This is a genomic window from Coprococcus sp. AF21-14LB (genome assembly GCF_003458885.1).
Taxonomy (GTDB): domain Bacteria; phylum Bacillota; class Clostridia; order Lachnospirales; family Lachnospiraceae; genus UBA9414.
In genome coordinates this window covers 1-16,303 of sequence record NZ_QRVX01000020.1, presented here as the reverse complement: position 1 = coordinate 16,303, position 16,303 = coordinate 1, and the positions used below count along the sequence as shown (strand labels likewise).

Annotated in this window: 18 protein-coding genes and 1 pseudogene; 3 read left to right on the top strand and 16 right to left on the bottom strand. The window is 42.5% G+C overall.

Going from position 1 to position 16,303, the window contains the following annotated elements:
• Positions 1 to 16 precede the first annotated feature (16 nt).
• From nadC to DWX73_RS06745, 5 genes and pseudogenes are all read right to left on the bottom strand, one after another.
• Positions 17 to 874: a carboxylating nicotinate-nucleotide diphosphorylase gene (nadC, locus tag DWX73_RS06765; RefSeq protein ID WP_118348083.1), complete on the bottom strand. Its 858-nt coding sequence runs from the start codon at positions 872 to 874 to the stop codon at positions 17 to 19.
• A pseudogene (locus tag DWX73_RS06760) lies at positions 867 to 2,170 on the bottom strand (L-aspartate oxidase). The gene nadC and the pseudogene DWX73_RS06760 overlap by 8 nt, the downstream one beginning before the upstream one ends.
• 16 nt (positions 2,171 to 2,186) lie before the next feature.
• Positions 2,187 to 3,095 carry a quinolinate synthase NadA gene (gene nadA, locus DWX73_RS06755; protein ID WP_118348128.1) on the bottom strand — a complete coding sequence of 303 codons (909 nt, stop codon included), beginning with the start codon at positions 3,093 to 3,095 and terminating at the stop codon, positions 2,187 to 2,189.
• 210 nt (positions 3,096 to 3,305) lie between these two features.
• Positions 3,306 to 3,737, bottom strand: a complete 432-nt coding sequence (locus DWX73_RS06750; protein WP_118348081.1) for an ACT domain-containing protein — start codon at positions 3,735 to 3,737, stop codon at positions 3,306 to 3,308.
• A 102-nt stretch (positions 3,738 to 3,839) separates the two neighbouring features.
• Positions 3,840 to 4,082, bottom strand: a complete 243-nt coding sequence (locus tag DWX73_RS06745; protein ID WP_118348079.1) for a hypothetical protein — start codon at positions 4,080 to 4,082, stop codon at positions 3,840 to 3,842.
• A 169-nt stretch (positions 4,083 to 4,251) separates the two neighbouring features.
• Between DWX73_RS06745 and DWX73_RS06740 the strand changes: the two genes are divergently transcribed.
• The 3 genes from DWX73_RS06740 to DWX73_RS06730 are packed head-to-tail and all read left to right on the top strand — an operon-like array spanning position 4,252 to position 5,336.
• Complete coding sequence (locus DWX73_RS06740; RefSeq protein ID WP_334294654.1) at positions 4,252 to 4,446, top strand: spore coat associated protein CotJA; 195 nt, start codon at positions 4,252 to 4,254, stop codon at positions 4,444 to 4,446.
• A gap of 4 nt (positions 4,447 to 4,450) precedes the next feature.
• Positions 4,451 to 4,720 carry a spore coat protein CotJB gene (locus DWX73_RS06735; protein WP_118348075.1) on the top strand — a complete coding sequence of 90 codons (270 nt, stop codon included), beginning with the start codon at positions 4,451 to 4,453 and terminating at the stop codon, positions 4,718 to 4,720.
• 1 nt (position 4,721) lies between these two features.
• Positions 4,722 to 5,336, top strand: a complete 615-nt coding sequence (locus DWX73_RS06730) for a manganese catalase family protein (RefSeq protein ID WP_118348073.1) — start codon at positions 4,722 to 4,724, stop codon at positions 5,334 to 5,336.
• A 75-nt stretch (positions 5,337 to 5,411) separates the two neighbouring features.
• On the opposite strand, the gene DWX73_RS06725 is transcribed toward DWX73_RS06730, so the two are convergent.
• The 11 genes from DWX73_RS06725 to DWX73_RS06675 all read right to left on the bottom strand — a co-directional run bounded on the left by DWX73_RS06725 (position 5,412) and on the right by DWX73_RS06675 (position 16,169).
• Positions 5,412 to 5,816 (bottom strand): hypothetical protein, encoded by a 405-nt coding sequence (locus DWX73_RS06725; protein WP_118348071.1) that lies wholly within the window; start codon positions 5,814 to 5,816, stop codon positions 5,412 to 5,414.
• The gene (locus tag DWX73_RS06720) at positions 5,776 to 5,982 is read right to left on the bottom strand and encodes a hypothetical protein (protein WP_118348069.1); all 207 of its coding nucleotides are present in this window, start codon (positions 5,980 to 5,982) and stop codon (positions 5,776 to 5,778) included. Before DWX73_RS06720 ends, DWX73_RS06725 begins: the two co-directional genes overlap by 41 nt.
• The gene (locus DWX73_RS06715) at positions 5,979 to 6,566 is read right to left on the bottom strand and encodes a M20/M25/M40 family metallo-hydrolase (RefSeq protein WP_118348067.1); all 588 of its coding nucleotides are present in this window, start codon (positions 6,564 to 6,566) and stop codon (positions 5,979 to 5,981) included. The genes DWX73_RS06720 and DWX73_RS06715 overlap by 4 nt, the downstream gene beginning before the upstream one ends.
• Positions 6,538 to 7,431 (bottom strand): DMT family transporter, encoded by an 894-nt coding sequence (locus DWX73_RS06710; protein WP_118348065.1) that lies wholly within the window; start codon positions 7,429 to 7,431, stop codon positions 6,538 to 6,540. The genes DWX73_RS06715 and DWX73_RS06710 overlap by 29 nt, the downstream gene beginning before the upstream one ends.
• Before the next feature lie 7 nt (positions 7,432 to 7,438).
• Positions 7,439 to 8,806 carry an MATE family efflux transporter gene (locus tag DWX73_RS06705; RefSeq protein ID WP_118348063.1) on the bottom strand — a complete coding sequence of 456 codons (1,368 nt, stop codon included), beginning with the start codon at positions 8,804 to 8,806 and terminating at the stop codon, positions 7,439 to 7,441.
• A gap of 66 nt (positions 8,807 to 8,872) precedes the next feature.
• Complete coding sequence (locus DWX73_RS06700; protein WP_199413544.1) at positions 8,873 to 9,703, bottom strand: ABC transporter substrate-binding protein; 831 nt, start codon at positions 9,701 to 9,703, stop codon at positions 8,873 to 8,875.
• Entirely contained in the window at positions 9,646 to 10,164 is a 519-nt protein-coding gene (locus DWX73_RS14285; RefSeq protein ID WP_118348059.1) for an ABC transporter substrate-binding protein, read from the bottom strand. The genes DWX73_RS06700 and DWX73_RS14285 overlap by 58 nt, the downstream gene beginning before the upstream one ends.
• A 24-nt stretch (positions 10,165 to 10,188) precedes the next feature.
• A complete protein-coding gene (locus DWX73_RS06690) occupies positions 10,189 to 11,022 on the bottom strand; it encodes a carbohydrate ABC transporter permease (protein ID WP_118348057.1) in 834 nt (277 codons plus the stop codon).
• Positions 11,022 to 11,930 carry a carbohydrate ABC transporter permease gene (locus tag DWX73_RS06685; protein WP_118348055.1) on the bottom strand — a complete coding sequence of 303 codons (909 nt, stop codon included), beginning with the start codon at positions 11,928 to 11,930 and terminating at the stop codon, positions 11,022 to 11,024. The genes DWX73_RS06690 and DWX73_RS06685 overlap by 1 nt, the downstream gene beginning before the upstream one ends.
• A gap of 33 nt (positions 11,931 to 11,963) precedes the next feature.
• Complete coding sequence (locus DWX73_RS06680; RefSeq protein WP_118348053.1) at positions 11,964 to 15,038, bottom strand: glycoside hydrolase family 2 TIM barrel-domain containing protein; 3,075 nt, start codon at positions 15,036 to 15,038, stop codon at positions 11,964 to 11,966.
• Positions 15,039 to 15,119: 81 nt separating this feature from the next.
• Positions 15,120 to 16,169 carry a LacI family DNA-binding transcriptional regulator gene (locus DWX73_RS06675; RefSeq protein ID WP_118348051.1) on the bottom strand — a complete coding sequence of 350 codons (1,050 nt, stop codon included), beginning with the start codon at positions 16,167 to 16,169 and terminating at the stop codon, positions 15,120 to 15,122.
• Positions 16,170 to 16,303 lie beyond the last annotated feature (134 nt).

Genomic DNA, 16,303 nt, shown 5'->3' with positions numbered 1-16,303 from the left:
CTTTCCTCCAACCTGTCTATTCAATCGGATGAAGATGTTTTAGAGAAACATCAAGGATTGGTGCAGAATGAGTCAGTGCGCCGCTGGAAATGTAATCCACACCCACTTCTTTCAGCATTGCAATCTTTTCTTTTGTTACATTTCCAGAGCATTCTGTCTCTGCACGGCCGTCAATAAGCCGAACTGCTTCCTTCATTTCTTCTACACTCATATTATCAAGCATAATAATATCTGCTCCGGCCTCGACAGCTTCTTTGACCATCTCAAGGTTTTCTGTCTCAATCTCAATCTTTCTTACAAACGGCGCATACTCTTTTGCCATAGCCACCGCCTCTTTTACCCCTCCGGCAGCTCCGATATGATTATCTTTCAAAAGAATTCCGTCCGAGAGATTATAGCGGTGATTGTTGCCTCCTCCTACTTTTACTGCATATTTTTCAAAAATACGCATATTCGGTGTTGTCTTTCTCGTATCAAGCAGCTTTGTCTTGCAGTCTGCAAGGAGCGCTGCCGTTTCATGTGTGTATGTGGCAATTCCGCTCATGCGCTGCAAATAGTTTAAAGCAACCCGCTCACCGGATAACAGCACCCGGATATCTCCGCGCACAATTGCCAGAAGCTGCTGATTTTTCACTTCATCTCCGTCTTCACAGAAACGCTCAATCTCCACGGTTTCATCCAGCAGTTCAAATACACGGGCAAATACATCCAGCCCTGCAATCACTCCATCCTGTTTACAGATCAGCTCCACTTCTCCTTTGTAGGCATTTCGCATCACTGCATTTGTTGTAATATCTTCACTCGTAATATCTTCTGCCAATGCCTGCAGGATCAGATGATCCGCATTGACCTTCATTGTAATCTGATTATACATGCTCTTTTTGCATCCTTTCCATCTCATTCAATATCATCGTTTTATATGTTTCCCGAAGCGCCTCTGCATCTTCATAGCAACTGAAATCTATGCTTTCATTCTGCTGTACTTCCTCTGAGCCGTTCTTCTCTTCTTCCAGTTCCCGGATATGTTCTGCGGCGCTTCTTGAAAATACAAGACTCTCCAGAAGCGAATTGCTTGCCAGACGGTTTCTTCCATGAACACCATTACAGCTTGTTTCCCCAACCGCATACAACCCTTCCATAGACGTTCTGCTGTGTTCCGTATCTACCCAGATACCTCCCATAAAATAATGCTGTGCCGGAACAACCGGGATGCACTCATTCAGCACATCATAGCCTTCTTCCATGCACTTTTCTCTTATATTCGGGAAATGACTGCAGATCATCTCTTCTCCAAGCGGTCTCATATCAAGCCACACATGTTTTGTTCCGTCCTTCTCCATCTGTTTTCTGATCTCACCTGTGAGAATATCCCGCGGAAGCAGTTCATTCGTAAAACGTGTCCCGTCTGCACCGTATAAAAGAGCGCCTTCTCCCCGGACAGACTCTGAAATCAAAAATCTTCTCCCCGGCTTTTTGGAATACAGTGTTGTCGGATGAATCTGTACATAGTCAAGATGTTCCATCTTCAGCCCATGTTTCAATCCGATCGCCAACGCATCTCCTGTAATGTGCCGGAAATTCGTTGAATGTTCATAAAGCCCCCCGACGCCGCCGCAGGCAGAACAGTATAATCTGCCCTTACAGTATGGAACTCTCCATTTTTATCCCGCACCACAACACCAAGACAGCGATTCCCTTCTGTGATCAGATCCACCATCCAGGTATATTCCAGAAGCGTTACATTTGCCCTGGATTCTACATGGGCAAGCAATGTACTTGTAATCTCCTTACCGGTCACATCTGCATGAAACAAAATACGAGGTCTTGCATGTCCCCCTTCTCTTGTGTAATTCAGCTCTCCGTCCTTTTTCGCAAATGCCACTCCATATTCAATCAACTCATTTACAACACTTCTGGATAAGCGTATCATTTTATCAACGGAAGTACGCCTGTTCTCATAATGCCCGGCTTTCAATGTATCTTCCATAAAACTGTCATAATCATTTTCATCATGCAGAACACAGATTCCGCCCTGCGCCAGAAAAGAGTCGCTCTTATCTGCCTCATCCTTTGTGATGCACAGTATTTTCATTTTCTCCGGAAGATGCAGCGCACAGAACAATCCTGCCGCCCCGCATCCAACGATGATTACATCATATGTCTTTTCCATTTCCTTCCACCTGTCTTTATTTTGCCAACTCAAGCATTCTGGTCAAAGGCTGTTTCGCCCGCTCCATCGTCATTTCGTCAAGCTGCACCTCATTTGTCTCATGCAGAAGCACATCATAAATCTTCTCCAATGTAACAAGCTTCATTCCCGGACAGTCTTGATGAATATTAATTGGATAAAATACCTTCTCCGGATTCTGTTTCTTTAATTCGTAAAAAACTCCCGCTTCTGTTCCGATCAAAAACTCTTTCTGCTCACTGGCAGATGCGTACTTGATAATTCCGGAAGTGCTTCCTGCATACTCTGCCAAATCCACGACTTCTTTCGCACATTCCGGATGAACAAGAAATACCGCATCCGGATGTTCTTCTTTCGCTCTAAGCACATCTTCTTTTCGGATCTGACGATGAATCGGACAATATCCGTCATTAAAAATAAATTTCTTCTCCGGAACTTTCTCCGCCACATGCTGTCCAAGATGCTGATCCGGAATAAAGTAAATATATTTATTCGGCAGGGCACGCACAATCTTCTCCGCATTTGCAGAAGTTACACAGACATCTGCCTGTGTTTTTAATTCTGCCGTAGAGTTGATATAACACACAACTGCCACATCTTCATACTGTTCTCTTACCATACGAATCCGTTCCAGGCTTGCCATATGCGCCATCGGACAATCTGCCTGCAGATCCGGAAGCAGTACCTTCTTTTCCGGATTTAGAAGCTTTGCGCTTTCTCCCATAAAGGAAACACCGCAAAGCACAATGATATCTGCATCTGTCTTCGTTGCCCGCTCACTTAAATAATACGAATCGCCAATATCATCCGCAATTGCCTGCACCTCGTCCGGCACATAGTAATGAGCCATGATCACAGCATTTTTCTCCTGTTTCAGTTTTAAAATCTTTTCCTCCAACGCTCCCATCTTCCGAGCCTCCTTTTTATCATTCCCACGGATTATACACCAAAACTTTACAACTGACAAGACAGTTGTTGTACTTTTGTCAATACAGACAATTTCAAAGCAATTTCCCGCAAAAAACAATAAAAAACATCCCAGAGCAACTTTCTCCGGAATGTCTTTATTCATCTGCCATAATCATCTGCCAACTGATTTTCAGAAAATACTGTCGTGTTAAATCTCTCTCAGATGCTCCTGATCGATCATCTTCACGCCCTCTCTTGTCAGCACTTCTACCGCCTTCTCATTATCTTCCACACGGAAGATCATATAAGCTACCTCTTGCGTCTTATGATGAAACGCATATGTATATTCAATATTAATATCATTATCTCCAAGAATTGTCAAAATACGGTACAAATATCCCGGCTCATCCGGTACTGCCACTGCCAGTACCTTTGTAATAGAAAATACATACCCTTCATCTTCCAGCATATGCACCGTCTCATAAGTGTCGTCTACAATTAGCCTGAGTATTCCAAAATCTCTCGTATCTGCCAGTGAAAGTGCCCGTATATTAATATTATGTTTACACAGCACCCGAATAAATTCAGCCAGCTTTCCCGCTGTATTCTCCACAAATACTGAAATCTGTTTTACTGTCATGTCCTCTTCCTCCTTCATGCCGCTTCTTTCTGCCAACTGCTCATCTATTTGAACCTTCCATTCTCCAAAGCCAATGCGTTTCCTGCTTCAAAGAAAACATCGCTATTTGCGCGGTTCTTCATCAAAATTAACTACAACCTGAAACCCTCTTGGGGTATCTTTCACTTCATGGACAATGCCCTCTTTCGATCTGATCCGCTCAAAACTCCGGAAAATCCCTGACATAGCCACTGATGGTTCGATAATATAACTGTAAAGACTTCCGTTCGCACGCTCCGTAATCTTAACCACATCGCCTGCCTTCACAAGTCCAGGGCGTTCCATTCTAAATTCTTCCTGTCTCATCCGACAAGCCTCCTTCCTCTGCTTACTATAACATTCTGACGCAAGAAATTCAATCCTGACTCACATACAGATGCACGCTTTCTTATATTTTTCATACTATATATTGTAAATTCAATGAAAGGGGTAACTGCACATGCAAAACTATCCAAATATGAATGTGCCTCAGAGAATGCCAAATCGTCAGAGCTGCGGATGTACCCGCATACGTCAGACTGCTGTCGAAGATCCATTAAAAGGCATGCCGCTTGCTATGGCTTATGTTCCGTGGCAGCAATGGGCCTGCCCATATGAAGCAACAAAAGGCTTCTGCCGCGGAACTATTTTCGAGGCCCTCGATAAACCATTTATGCCAAAAGGAGGATGATGCGATGAGAAATCAATCCCGGCGTCAGGAAATGCTCCATCACATTAATGTTGTAAGCTTTGCTGTAGATGACATAAAATTATTTCTCAATACGCACCCGGACAATCAGGAAGCGCTAAATTACTATCAGGAATACAGCCGTCTCCGCAATGAAGCTCTGAAAAAATATGCTGAAGAATTCGGTCCTCTCACGGTAGATTACGCAATGCGCTCCGATTCTTATACGTGGAACTGGATCAATGATCCGTGGCCGTGGCAGGAAGGAGGATGTTAATATGTGGAATTATGAAAAAAGACTGCAGTACCCTGTAAAAATCTCACAACCGAATCCCAAAATGGCGCAAGTCATCATAAGTCAGTTTGGTGGCCCGGACGGCGAACTTGCGGCCTCTATGCGCTATCTGAGTCAGAGATATACGATGCCATACAACGAAGTAACCGCTACCCTGACTGACATCGGCACCGAAGAGCTCGCCCATATGGAGATGATCTGTGCGATTGTCCATCAGCTTACGCGCAATTTAACTCCGGAAGAAATCGAAAAATCCGGTTTTGCTCCATATTATGTAGATCACACACTGGCGCTCTGGCCGCAGGCGGCAAGCGGAGCTCCGTGGACAGCAACTTATTTTCAGTCAAAAGGAGATCCTATCACTGATCTGCACGAAGATATGGCAGCAGAACAAAAGGCAAGAACAACTTACGATAACATTCTCCGTCTCGTAAAAGATCCTGAAGTCTGTGATCCGATCCGCTTCTTAAGAGAGCGGGAAATCGTACACTATCAACGCTTCGGTGAATCACTGCGACATGTGCAGGATCGTCTCGACAGCCGCAATTTCTATGCGTTCAATCCGGAATTTGACCGCAGAAACTGCCAGACATCATAGCATAAGCATTTTCCTGTATTCACAGATAAAAGGAGCTGGCGCACTTATCTGCCCAGCTCCCTTTATTCATAATGATTACTTGCTCCACAGCTCATCAATTGCCAATGCCGCCAGAATATCAAGTTTTAACGCCCGCAAAAGCACCTGAATATTCTGTGCCTCATCCGGTCCGTGAGCGCTTCCGTGACCTTCGGGAAATGGTTTCTTCTCTCCCTGCTGTCCCGCACCAAAGCCGCATCCCTGTTTAAAATGTCTTGCATAGGTACATCCTTCCATAATATATGGACGATCCTCCAATGTTGTCAGCTTATGATACAACTCTACAAGAAGCGATGGGATTTCTTCCTCTTCTGAGATCCAATACCCCTGATCCAGTCTCAGAACAGTCATCTCTAATCCCTGTTTTTCCGCAAAGGCGCGGATTTTTTTCTCAGCTTCATCAAGGTTTTCGCTGGACGGAAGTCTCAGATCGCAGCACAAAATTCTTTTCTTTTGTCATCTCATCGATTTCTTCTGTCACTTTGCATCGAGATCTTCCGCAAACCGGATCTATTACCGACAGTCCAAACACTTCTCCGGTACTGTCTTTTTGCAATAGTTCTTTGACTTCATCAACAGTTTCTTTCCCTTTAAGCTGAAATTTCAACACGCTTTTCTCACCATTCGTAATCGGAAAATCATCATCCGCTGCAATTCCAAACTCCGGCTGCCCCGCTCTTTGAGATAATATTTCAGGTCTTCCATATCTGTTTCTTCGTGGGAACCTACAAACAGTCGGATATCATTCATCGGAATCAGCTCTTCTTCTTTTAAAAATGCCAGCGCATATAAAAGCGCGATCAGCGGCGCTTTGTCATCCACCACCCCGCGTCCAATAATATAGCCTTTATCCACAATTCCCTGAAAAGGCGGGTACAGATTTCCTTCCGATGCCGGAACAACATCCGCATGTGCTGCAAAAAGCAGACGTTTTCCACTCTGCTCCTTTTGCAGTCTGATCTCCAGGCCATAATAATCATAATTATCCACAATTAATCCTTTTTCTTTGGCAAGCTCTGCACAAAAGTCCAGCGCTTCTGCACATTTTACCCCGTATGGATATGCTGTACATCCTTTTTCCTCGACACTTGGTATTCCTACGAGACGACATACATTTTCAATGATCTCATTTTGATTGTTTTCAATAAACGTATCAATCTGTCTATTGATTTTCTCCCAATTTCTGGACATTTTTTGCCTCCTTGCCTGCAAATACAGGAAGTTCTGAAACGAGCACTGCTCCGAGGATCAGCGCTGATCCGATTAACATCTTCGCGGTTACCTGTTCATGAAGCAGAATAACAGAAAAGACTGTTCCAAATACTGCTTCCATCGAAAGAATAATAGCTGCTTTCGTTTCTTCCACATATCTCTGTGAGAGTGTCTGTAAAAAGTAAGTCAGGCAGGTACTGATCAGACCAAGATATAACACTGCCCAGATGCTGTTTTTATCTGCATGGAACGCCAGCTCCCCTGAAAAGAGATAGCCCACCAAAGAGCATACAAATGCCATCGCCATCTGAATAAAATTCAGTACCATAGGCCGGATTCTTCCAACAAATTCTCCTGTCAGGAAAATCTGGAATGCGAAGCAGACCGCACAGACAAGGGTAAGGGCATCGCCGATTCCCATACTGAAATCTGCCTGCAGCGAAAGAACTCCGGCGCCTATGATTGCCATTGCCGCTCCTACAAGAGACTGTGCTTTTACTTTTCTCTTATAAAGTACCATCGCAATAAATGGAACAAACACTACATTCGTAGCTGTTAAAAATGCATTTTTGGACGGTGTCGTATACTGAAGTCCAATAATCTGAAGTGCAAATCCTCCAAACAGAAAGAATCCAAGAATTGCACCGCATTTCCATTCTTCTTTCCGAATCGTTTTAATCTCTTTTCCTGCAAGTGCTGCCATTACAATCGTTGCAATCAGGAAACGGATTGCCATAATCTGAAAAGGCGTCAGCCCTACAAGCGCAATATCGCTGGCTACAAAGCCCCCTCCCCATATGATTGTTACTGCCAGAAGTCCTGCAATTCCTAATTTGTTTTTCATTGTTTCTTTACTCCATTTCTAATGTATCTGCAGGGAATATATTCTTCTTGCCGATACGTCCGTACAAAAATACACTTAGACAGAATCTTGAAAGCTGATCCAATGCAATCACAATCCAAATTGCTGTGATCGGAAGCTTCAGAACAAATGCCGCCAGCAGGCAAAGCGGAATTCTGACGATCCAGATTCCAAATCCTGCTACGAGCATTGGCGTATTCTTATAACCAAGCGCCCGGATTGTTCCATTGTATATTCTTGATAAGTTCTGCGGAATCTGAATAAATCCCATCACAAACACATATACAACACCAATTGCCTGAAGTTCCGGTTTGTTCGTCATCATCTGCATAAATACTTTTGGCAGCAGGATCAACAGAAGCGATGTTACAACACTGATAGCTGTTCCTACTTTCAAAAGTTCTTTAAAGTATATTTTCTGCAGCTTTTGATCCCGCTTTCCGATTGCACGCGCCGCCAATGTTGTGGAAGCCGTACTGAAGCCGATCGCAGGCATTTCCGTAATCGTTTCCGCCTGGATTCCAAGCTGATAAGCTGCAAATGCCGCCGCTCCGTAAGAAAGAATAATCTTACTTAAAATGATAGCTGAAAATTGCCAGAACATGCTTTCCAAAGCTGCCGGAATTCCTGTTGTATATACTTCATAAATGCATTTACGGTCAAGCTTAAAGAAACTTCCCTGACGTACCGTATCTGAGAATAATCCCTTTTTCTTATTGTACAGCAAATACAATCCAAGAACAGCTCCAAATGTCTGCGCTGTAACAAGCGCTGCAGCTGCACCCTGAATTCCCATTCCTTTCAATGGACCAATTCCAAAAATGAATACATAACCGCAGACAATGTTTACAATATTCATTGCTGCCGCAATATACATTGGTGTTTTTGTATTTCCATATCCCTGGAACGCTGCTGTAACAAGAGTCATTATAACATTTCCTGTAAATCCTATCACTACAATTTTCATATAACTTTGTGCAAGTGTCAGAATTTGTGGATCTTTCGAAAAGAATCCGAGGAAAATATCCGCGCGGAAAAATAAAAAAATCTGCACAAGCAGAACGACTGCTAATTCTGTCAGCAACGTCTGCTCCATAATTTTTCTGCAGTTTTCTTTCTTTCCTGCACCATAGGCGCGCGCAATCAGAACCGTAGCACCAATTGCCACTCCTTTATAAAATACCCACAGCGTATCCGTTATCCTGACGCAGATCCCCTGTGCAGAAATATCATTTGCCAGAAGTCTTCCAACCATCGCTGTTGTAATAAGACTCGCTGAAATCTGGAGAATGTTTTCCAGGATCATCGGAATAATGATGTGGTAGATCTCTCGTTTTATCTTCTTTGTCTCGTACAAATAATCCTCCCTTCTAAAAATAAGTGCCGGGGGAAAACCCCCAACACTTATCTTTCATCCTGATTATTATTTACCGAATTTTGCTTCCATTTCTTCTTGTTCGTCACTTAAAACTTTTGCAGGATCTGCATCCTCCAGGAGCACTCTTGCAACACAGTTTTTAGACATTTCAATTGCTTCTGCGAAGTTAGAAGTATAGTTTACCTGTGGTACTGTTTTACCAATCTCTGTAAACATATCAAATAATTTCTGTCCGCCAAAGTATTCATCGCCTTCCTGGAATACTTCTGACTCTAATGCCGGAAGGTATGACGGATATAAACCATAGTTCTGGAATCCTTCTACGTTTGCATCAACATCTTCCATACAGAATTTTACAAATTCTTTTGCTGCTTCTGCATTTTCACTTGCTGACGGAACTGCAAGAACTGATCCACCATTAGATGCGCCCATTGCTTCTGCATCTGCATCAAATTTTGGAAGTGGCATACATGCCCATTTACCTGCCTGATCCGGAGCTGCATCTTTGATAGAACCAACCATCCAAACTGCCTCTGCGATACATGCAAATTTGTCAGCTGTCATGCCGGCTACCATATCATCCCAAGATGAGTTATTAAATGTAATGCCTGCTTCGTACATTTTTTTGCACATTTCCATTGCTCTAATAGATTCTTCGGAATTTACCTGCGGATTTCCTTCAGCATCAAAATAGAACTTACCAAGCTGCATTAACATGAAACGATATGTAGCATCACTTCTTGACTCTGCCATACAAAGCATGTCAACACCTGTTTTATCTTTCAAAACTTTACCGGCTTCAATGAAATCATCCCATGTTACGATATCTTCAGCTTTGATTCCGGCTTCTTCAAATAAGTCTGCACGGTAGAACATTCCACACGGGCCGGAATCCCACGGATATGCGATAATTTTGTCATCGCTTGTACATTCGGCGATCTTAATCGGGAAGAATCATCTTTATTGATCATATCAGTAAATTCTTCAAATTTGCCCGGGAACTTCTCACCGAATTTTGCCATCTGCTCACCCTCGAGAGATACAATATCCGGAAGTCCGATTCCAGACTGCAGACATGTTGTCATTTTCTGGTATACCTGCTGAACACCCATCTCTTCAAAATTGAATTCTACATCCGGATATTTCTCCTGGAATCTCTCTGCCTGAGCTTCCATATGAGCTAAAGCCACATCCCAGCTCCATACTGTAATCTCACCGGATAATTTTCCGTCATCAGATCCGCCCTCTTTCTTCGCATCGGATCCGCCACCGCCGCAAGCAGCTAATGATACTGTCATTGCTGTTGCCATTAAAATTGCCAATAGTTTCTTTTTCATTTCATTTTCCTCCTTTGATGAAATTTATTCTTTTACAGCTCCACCCATAACGCCGGCAACGAACTGTTTCTGAAACACAAGAAAGACAATTAAGATTGGTAATACTGCAAACACTGTCGCTAACATAATTACACCGTAATCTTTTCTCCATGCAACTCCATCCAGCATAGAAAGCGCTACCGGGAAGTTATACATAGATTTTGTTCCTAAAATGATCAACGGCCACATGAAGCTGTTCCACATACTCATGAACATGTAGATTCCCATTGCACCAAGCGCAGGTTTCATGGAAGGCATAACGACTTTCATAAAGATTGAGAACTCGCCATATCCATCAATTCTCGCCGCCTCGATCAGTGATGTCGGGAATGCCAACATATTTTGCCGCATCAGGAACATTCCGAACGCTCCTGCCAGACCCGGAAGGATAACTGCCTGATATGTATTTGCCCAACCGATATTATTCATTAATGTAAACAGCGGCACATACATTACCTGTCCCGGAATCATCATCGTTACCATAATGATACCAAAAATAAGGTTTTTCCCTTTAAATTCATATTTTGCAAATGCATATCCTGACATAGAGTGGAGAAGCATTGCCAGTCCTGTATAAGTAAATGTCAAAATACAGGAGTTCAACAGAATTCTTCCCAGATCCAGACGTTTATTTAAGTTTGCCAGGTTGGCTAATAAGTTTGTGCCAAAGAAAAGCTTTGGTGTCGCACTTAAAATATCCGCATTTGTATTTGTCGCTGATACAAACATAAAGTAGAACGGAAACAGAGAGACAAATGCTGCAATTATAAGAAATACATATGTAAAGATTTTAGATACATTTGCTTTACTTTTCTTCATTAGTCTTCTCCTCCTTTCGACATTCTAAACTGAATGATTGACAAAATTCCAATGATTACAACGAGCGCATAGCTGATTGCAGCTGCATAGCCGAACTTGTAATATGAGAATCCTGTATTATACAAATAATGTCCAATCGTAATGGTAGCATTATCCGGTCCTCCGCCTGTTAAGATGAAGGATTCATCGAACAACTGCAATGTACCGATTGTTGATGTAATGCTGACAAATAAAATGATGGATTTTACCATCGGAATTGTGATGTAGAAGAATTTCTGGAACGCATTTGCTCCGTCAATATCTGCTGATTCATATAACTCCAACGGAATTCCTTTTAATCCGGCGATCATGATGATTGTATTGTATCCTGTCCATCTCCATGTGATACCAATAATGATTGCCATTCTTGCACCCCACACAGTATTCAACCAGTCAACTCCAGTGAATCCGAGTGCTCTTAATGCATGGTTTACAAGACCAAAATCTGTGTTAAATAATAACTTAAACACAATTGCATATGCTACTAATGCTGTTACTGACGGCAGGAAGATACTCATACGGAATCCGGAGCGGAACTTTAAGAAAGCCTGTTCCACCATAACTCCGAGTACCAGTGAGAGCACTACCATGACCGGTACCTGTACTGCCAGGTAAATAAATGTGTTTTTCAGTGATTTCCAAAAGATTGGATCTTTGAACATCGTAACATAGTTCTGAATTCCACAGAAAATATACTGTCCATCTGTAAAATCCTGGAAACTCAGTATTAATGACTTAATAACCGGATAAATCATAAACACTGCAAACAAAATAATCATCGGTGTCAAAAACAGATACGGTGCATTTTTCCTTGTCATTAAGCTTTTTCTCTTTGGCAGACTATAATCTGCGCCTGTTTTGCTGCTCATTCCTTTACCTCCCTTTTATTCAGAATGTATTTTTTATTTTCCGCTGATGCTCCATTCGAATTCGAATACTTCCGGATGCAGGCGATCTTTCTCAAGACATTCTGCTCCCCAGCTTGCACTTCCGAGGCCATGCTGTGCATAATCGATACAAAGTACAGTCTCTTCCATCGGTTCTACTTCATTCGTATGCGTTGCTTTTGTAAGCGCTTCCTGCGTATAGTGCAATGCTCCAAATGCAAATGTATCTTTCGCTTCAATGCGGAGAATATGTCCATTCTTTCCTGCAAATTCTACCCATTTTGTATCCTCATGGTTCCCTGTTTCCTGAGGCACTACATATGGGAAATAGAAGTCTGACACTGTGCTTTCAAAGCAGCCGAATCTGTTTCCTTCTTTGCAGTCCTTATAAGTTTCCAGAGGTCCTCTTCCATACCATTTTACCTGTTCACATTCTTTTGGAAGAACGTAACGCAGCCCGATTCTAGGGAAGGATTCCGGAAGCTGATTTCCAACCGGTGTTCCGTGGTATTTTACAGTGACTACTCCTTCTGTGCTGATGTGATACTCAGCTTTAATTAAAATCTTCCATTCAAGAATAATCGGCGCATAGAACTGTTTTACAGCAATCACAACTTCATTCTCTTTCTCTTCTACTGCAACATTTTCTACAACATTACATACATGATCGATCATGCCTGTCTGCCAGATTTTTCTTGCATTAATATCATTATCTACCGGAGCACGCCAGAAGTTCATATCTTTTCCTTCCTGGATCAGCGTTTCTCCTTTAAATACATATTTACACAGGTTTCCATGAACACGGTCAAATCCAACTTCAAAGTCTGTTCCCTGAACAAGGATCACTCCTGCTGCCTCAGATACTTGAAGCTCTGCCGCCGGAGCTGTCTGAACCTCTTTCACACCTGCTTTTAATAATTCCTGATGGAATGCAACTTCATGGTGTTCTTCTGCTGCCCATACCGGTTTCTCGCGATATGCAACACGGATTGTCATCCAACAGTCTTCTGCTGCATCCCCAAGCTGTAATTCTTCCGGATGATAAATCTGAACCTGCTTCATCTCATGCGGTTTGATTCCACTCAAGTCTACTGCAACTTCTTTTACAGTTGTTCCTGCTTCCGGATATTCAATCACTGCTGTTGCTTCCAAATGCTCTAATCCCTGGAAGTCATATTTATTTTCTACCGTGATCATTCCTGTACATGGATCAAAGCCGTGGAAAACAACCGGTTCAAGCACTTTCTTCACTTGCAGAATCGCCGGTGTCGGTGTGCGGTCTGCCTGGATCAGTCCGTCACAGCAGAATGCGCCACTGTTTGGATGATCTTCATAATCTCCACCATATGTATAATATGATTTTCCATTTTCATCTGTTCTCTTTAAGCCGTGGTCAACCCACTCCCAAATGAAACCACCCTGAAGGCGAGGATATTTCTCATAGATTTCCCAGTATTCCTTTAATCCTCCCGGACCATTTCCCATTGCATGAGCATATTCACATACCACATGCGGTTTTGGTTTTGAAGTATCTTTTCCAAGCATCTCCAACTGATGGTGTCTTGTGTACATCGTACTGTAAACATCTGCAATAGAAGCATCTCTGTCTTCTTCATAGTGGATTAATCTTGTCGGATCATATGCTTTCACAAATTTTCCTTCTTCCACAAAAGCGGAACCGAATCCGGATTCATTTCCAAGTGACCAGAACAGAATGGATGGATGGTTCTTATCCCGTCTCACCATGCGCTCTGCACGATCAATATAAGCTGCTTCCCAAAGTGTATCATCACTGATACGGTTCATTTTCTTTGTATAAGACATCTGGTTACATTCCAGATCCGCTTCTTCCATTACATAAAGTCCAAGGGTATCACACATATCCAAAAATACCGGTGTCGGCGGATAATGTGATGTACGAACCGCATTGATGTTGTTCTGTTTCATCAGATATAAGTCTGCCAGCATATCTTCTTCCCGGATACAGCGTCCTGTATGTTCATTCCAGTCATGGCGGTTTACTCCTCTTAATTTAATCGGAACGCCATTGACATAGAACAGTCCGTCTTTTAAGCAGATTGTCCGAAAGCCTGTCCGGCAGGAATATGCCTCAATAACTTCTCCATTCTGTTTTACCGTCATAACAACATCATACAAATACGGAACTTCCGCTGACCACGGCTGTACTTCCGGAATCTTCTGATCGATTACAACCGTCATTTTGCCTTCCCGGCATTGATTCTCATCATCTGCGTTTACACCGGAAAGAATTACCGGATGTTCTTCTGCAAAAACTTTCTTCTCTCCGTCATATAATTCTGTCTCTACCGTGAGTTCTACTGTCTCTAATGTATGATTTTCAACGACAAGCTCTCCATGAAAACTTCCTGTGGAAAGATCCTCTTCCAGCAATGCGTCAATCTTATAATCGGATAAATGAACAAGCGGACGGGTAATCAGCGCTACATCTCTGATGATTCCTGCAAACCACCACATATCCTGATTCTCTAGGTAACTTCCGTCAGAATATTTATAAACTTCAACAGCAAGCACATTTTCTCCATGCTTTACATATGGTGTAATGTCAAATTCTGCTGTATTTCTCGGTCCCTGGCTATATCCGACCTGCTGTCCGTTTACCCAAACATGATAAGCGCTTTCCACACCGTCAAACCGTAAAATATATTCCAATGTATCCTGTTTTTCAATCTGCAGTGTTCTGCGGTACACCCCTGTCGGATTGTCTGCCTGAATTGTCGGATCATCTGTAATCGGGAATAATGCGTAAGCATCATTATAGTGTGGATGATCATATCCATTTAACTGCCAATGTCCCGGAACCGGCATCTGATCCCATTCGCTGTCATCAAACACTTCTGCTGTGCAGCCTTCCGGAACAAGGAATGGTGATGTAAAATAAGCAAATTTCCATGTTCCATTCAGACAAGTATACTTTCCGCTCTCTTCTTTTTTCTTTGTTCTTGCATCTTCTTTTGACTGCCATCCTGTGTAGAATGGACGAACCGGCATCCGGTTTCTTCCAAGCACCTTCAGATTACTCCAGTCCTGATGTTGATAATTAAATTCCATATCGGCCCTCCTAAAATCATTTCCTATATTTTTGTAATATTTTTCTGCCCGTCACCGGCAGTTCGCTTTTATCTTTTATAGTTATAACGGCTGACTATCACTGCAGCTTCCCCGAATAATCAGTTTATTCGGAACAACAACCTTCACACTCTCTGTTCTTCCGGTCATCATCCGCTCCAGAAGAAGCCTCGCTGACATCGTTCCGATCAAATCATTAGCCAGACGCACACTTGTCAGCGGCGGAGTCATAAATGCTGCTGATTGCACATCATTGCATCCAATGATTGCAATTTCATCCGGAACACTGACTGCGTTTTCTTTCAGCGCACGCAGAAATCCAATGGCAAGACTGTCATTTTCTGCAAATACTGCTCTCGGAAGTTTGCGATGCTCTCTTAAAATTTTCTTTCCGAGTTCATATCCATTCGTAATATAGCTATTGTTTGTCAGCCAGACAAACTCTTCCCTAAATAATTTTTTTTGCTCTAACATCTTTTTAAAATATAAATAACGCCTGTCCGCCTTTAGCGCCCCATAAATCTCAATTCCATACGTTCCGATATAACCAATTTCCTCATATCGATTTCTTTCAAAACATTCTACTGCTTTTTGTACAACGCTCTCAAAATCATTGACAATGTAATCTGCATCCAGTTCTCCGTCTTCCAGTTCAAAATCCGCACAGACAACAGGAATATTTGCTTCTCTGAGCAATGTCCTCAGCTCGCTTGCATGAAACCACAGTCCCGGATGACCGACTAAGACAATTCCCTGAAATTCTGAAAACTTTTCGATTCCTTTTTCCATCGTATCCAGAAAGATCTCTTCGACTTTCATACCATTCTTTTCCAGTTCCCGTTTTAAACTCAGACGAACAATCTGATAATAACTGTCTTCAATTTCCAACAATTCCTGATATAAAAGAAAGATTCCTATCTTTCCCTTCGGCAGGTCTACGAATGTATGTTCCAACCGTTCTGAACGCCCCCGGTATTCCAGCTCTTCCGCTGCTCTCAAAATCCTCTGTCGCGTTCCTTCCGATACAGAAAATGTTCTGTCATTCTTTAGTACCCTTGAAACTGCGGCCTGTGATACGCCTGCCTTTGCTGCCACATCCTTTAACGTCGTCATTTTACCACCTTTTTACCAAACAGTTTTACTACTTTTTACTTTCGAACTTTTTTGATAATGTAATTATAGCATCTGTTTTAGCACCTTTCTATTATTTTATTCTGTTTTTAATTATTTTTTTGTATATTTTTATT

What these genes read in the sequence shown, in the direction of transcription:
- DWX73_RS06745 (WP_118348079.1), bottom strand. Translation starts at nt 4,082, where the DNA reads ATGAGACAGGAAGAATTTAGAATGGAACGCCCTGGACTTGTGAAGGCA.
- DWX73_RS06740 (WP_334294654.1), top strand. Translation starts at nt 4,252, where the DNA reads ATGCCAAATCGTCAGAGCTGCGGATGTACCCGCATACGTCAGACTGCT.
- DWX73_RS06715 (WP_118348067.1), bottom strand. Translation starts at nt 6,566, where the DNA reads ATGTCCAGAAATTGGGAGAAAATCAATAGACAGATTGATACGTTTATT.
- DWX73_RS06700 (WP_199413544.1), bottom strand. Translation starts at nt 9,703, where the DNA reads ATGTTCTACCGTGCAGACTTATTTGAAGAAGCCGGAATCAAAGCTGAA.
- DWX73_RS06730 (WP_118348073.1), top strand. Translation starts at nt 4,722, where the DNA reads ATGTGGAATTATGAAAAAAGACTGCAGTACCCTGTAAAAATCTCACAA.
- DWX73_RS14285 (WP_118348059.1), bottom strand. Translation starts at nt 10,164, where the DNA reads ATGAAAAAGAAACTATTGGCAATTTTAATGGCAACAGCAATGACAGTA.
- DWX73_RS06685 (WP_118348055.1), bottom strand. Translation starts at nt 11,930, where the DNA reads ATGAGCAGCAAAACAGGCGCAGATTATAGTCTGCCAAAGAGAAAAAGC.
- DWX73_RS06680 (WP_118348053.1), bottom strand. Translation starts at nt 15,038, where the DNA reads ATGGAATTTAATTATCAACATCAGGACTGGAGTAATCTGAAGGTGCTT.
- DWX73_RS06750 (WP_118348081.1), bottom strand. Translation starts at nt 3,737, where the DNA reads ATGACAGTAAAACAGATTTCAGTATTTGTGGAGAATACAGCGGGAAAG.
- nadA (WP_118348128.1), bottom strand. Translation starts at nt 3,095, where the DNA reads ATGGGAGCGTTGGAGGAAAAGATTTTAAAACTGAAACAGGAGAAAAAT.
- DWX73_RS06710 (WP_118348065.1), bottom strand. Translation starts at nt 7,431, where the DNA reads ATGAAAAACAAATTAGGAATTGCAGGACTTCTGGCAGTAACAATCATA.
- DWX73_RS06735 (WP_118348075.1), top strand. Translation starts at nt 4,451, where the DNA reads ATGAGAAATCAATCCCGGCGTCAGGAAATGCTCCATCACATTAATGTT.
- DWX73_RS06675 (WP_118348051.1), bottom strand. Translation starts at nt 16,169, where the DNA reads ATGACGACGTTAAAGGATGTGGCAGCAAAGGCAGGCGTATCACAGGCC.
- DWX73_RS06690 (WP_118348057.1), bottom strand. Translation starts at nt 11,022, where the DNA reads ATGAAGAAAAGTAAAGCAAATGTATCTAAAATCTTTACATATGTATTT.
- nadC (WP_118348083.1), bottom strand. Translation starts at nt 874, where the DNA reads ATGTATAATCAGATTACAATGAAGGTCAATGCGGATCATCTGATCCTG.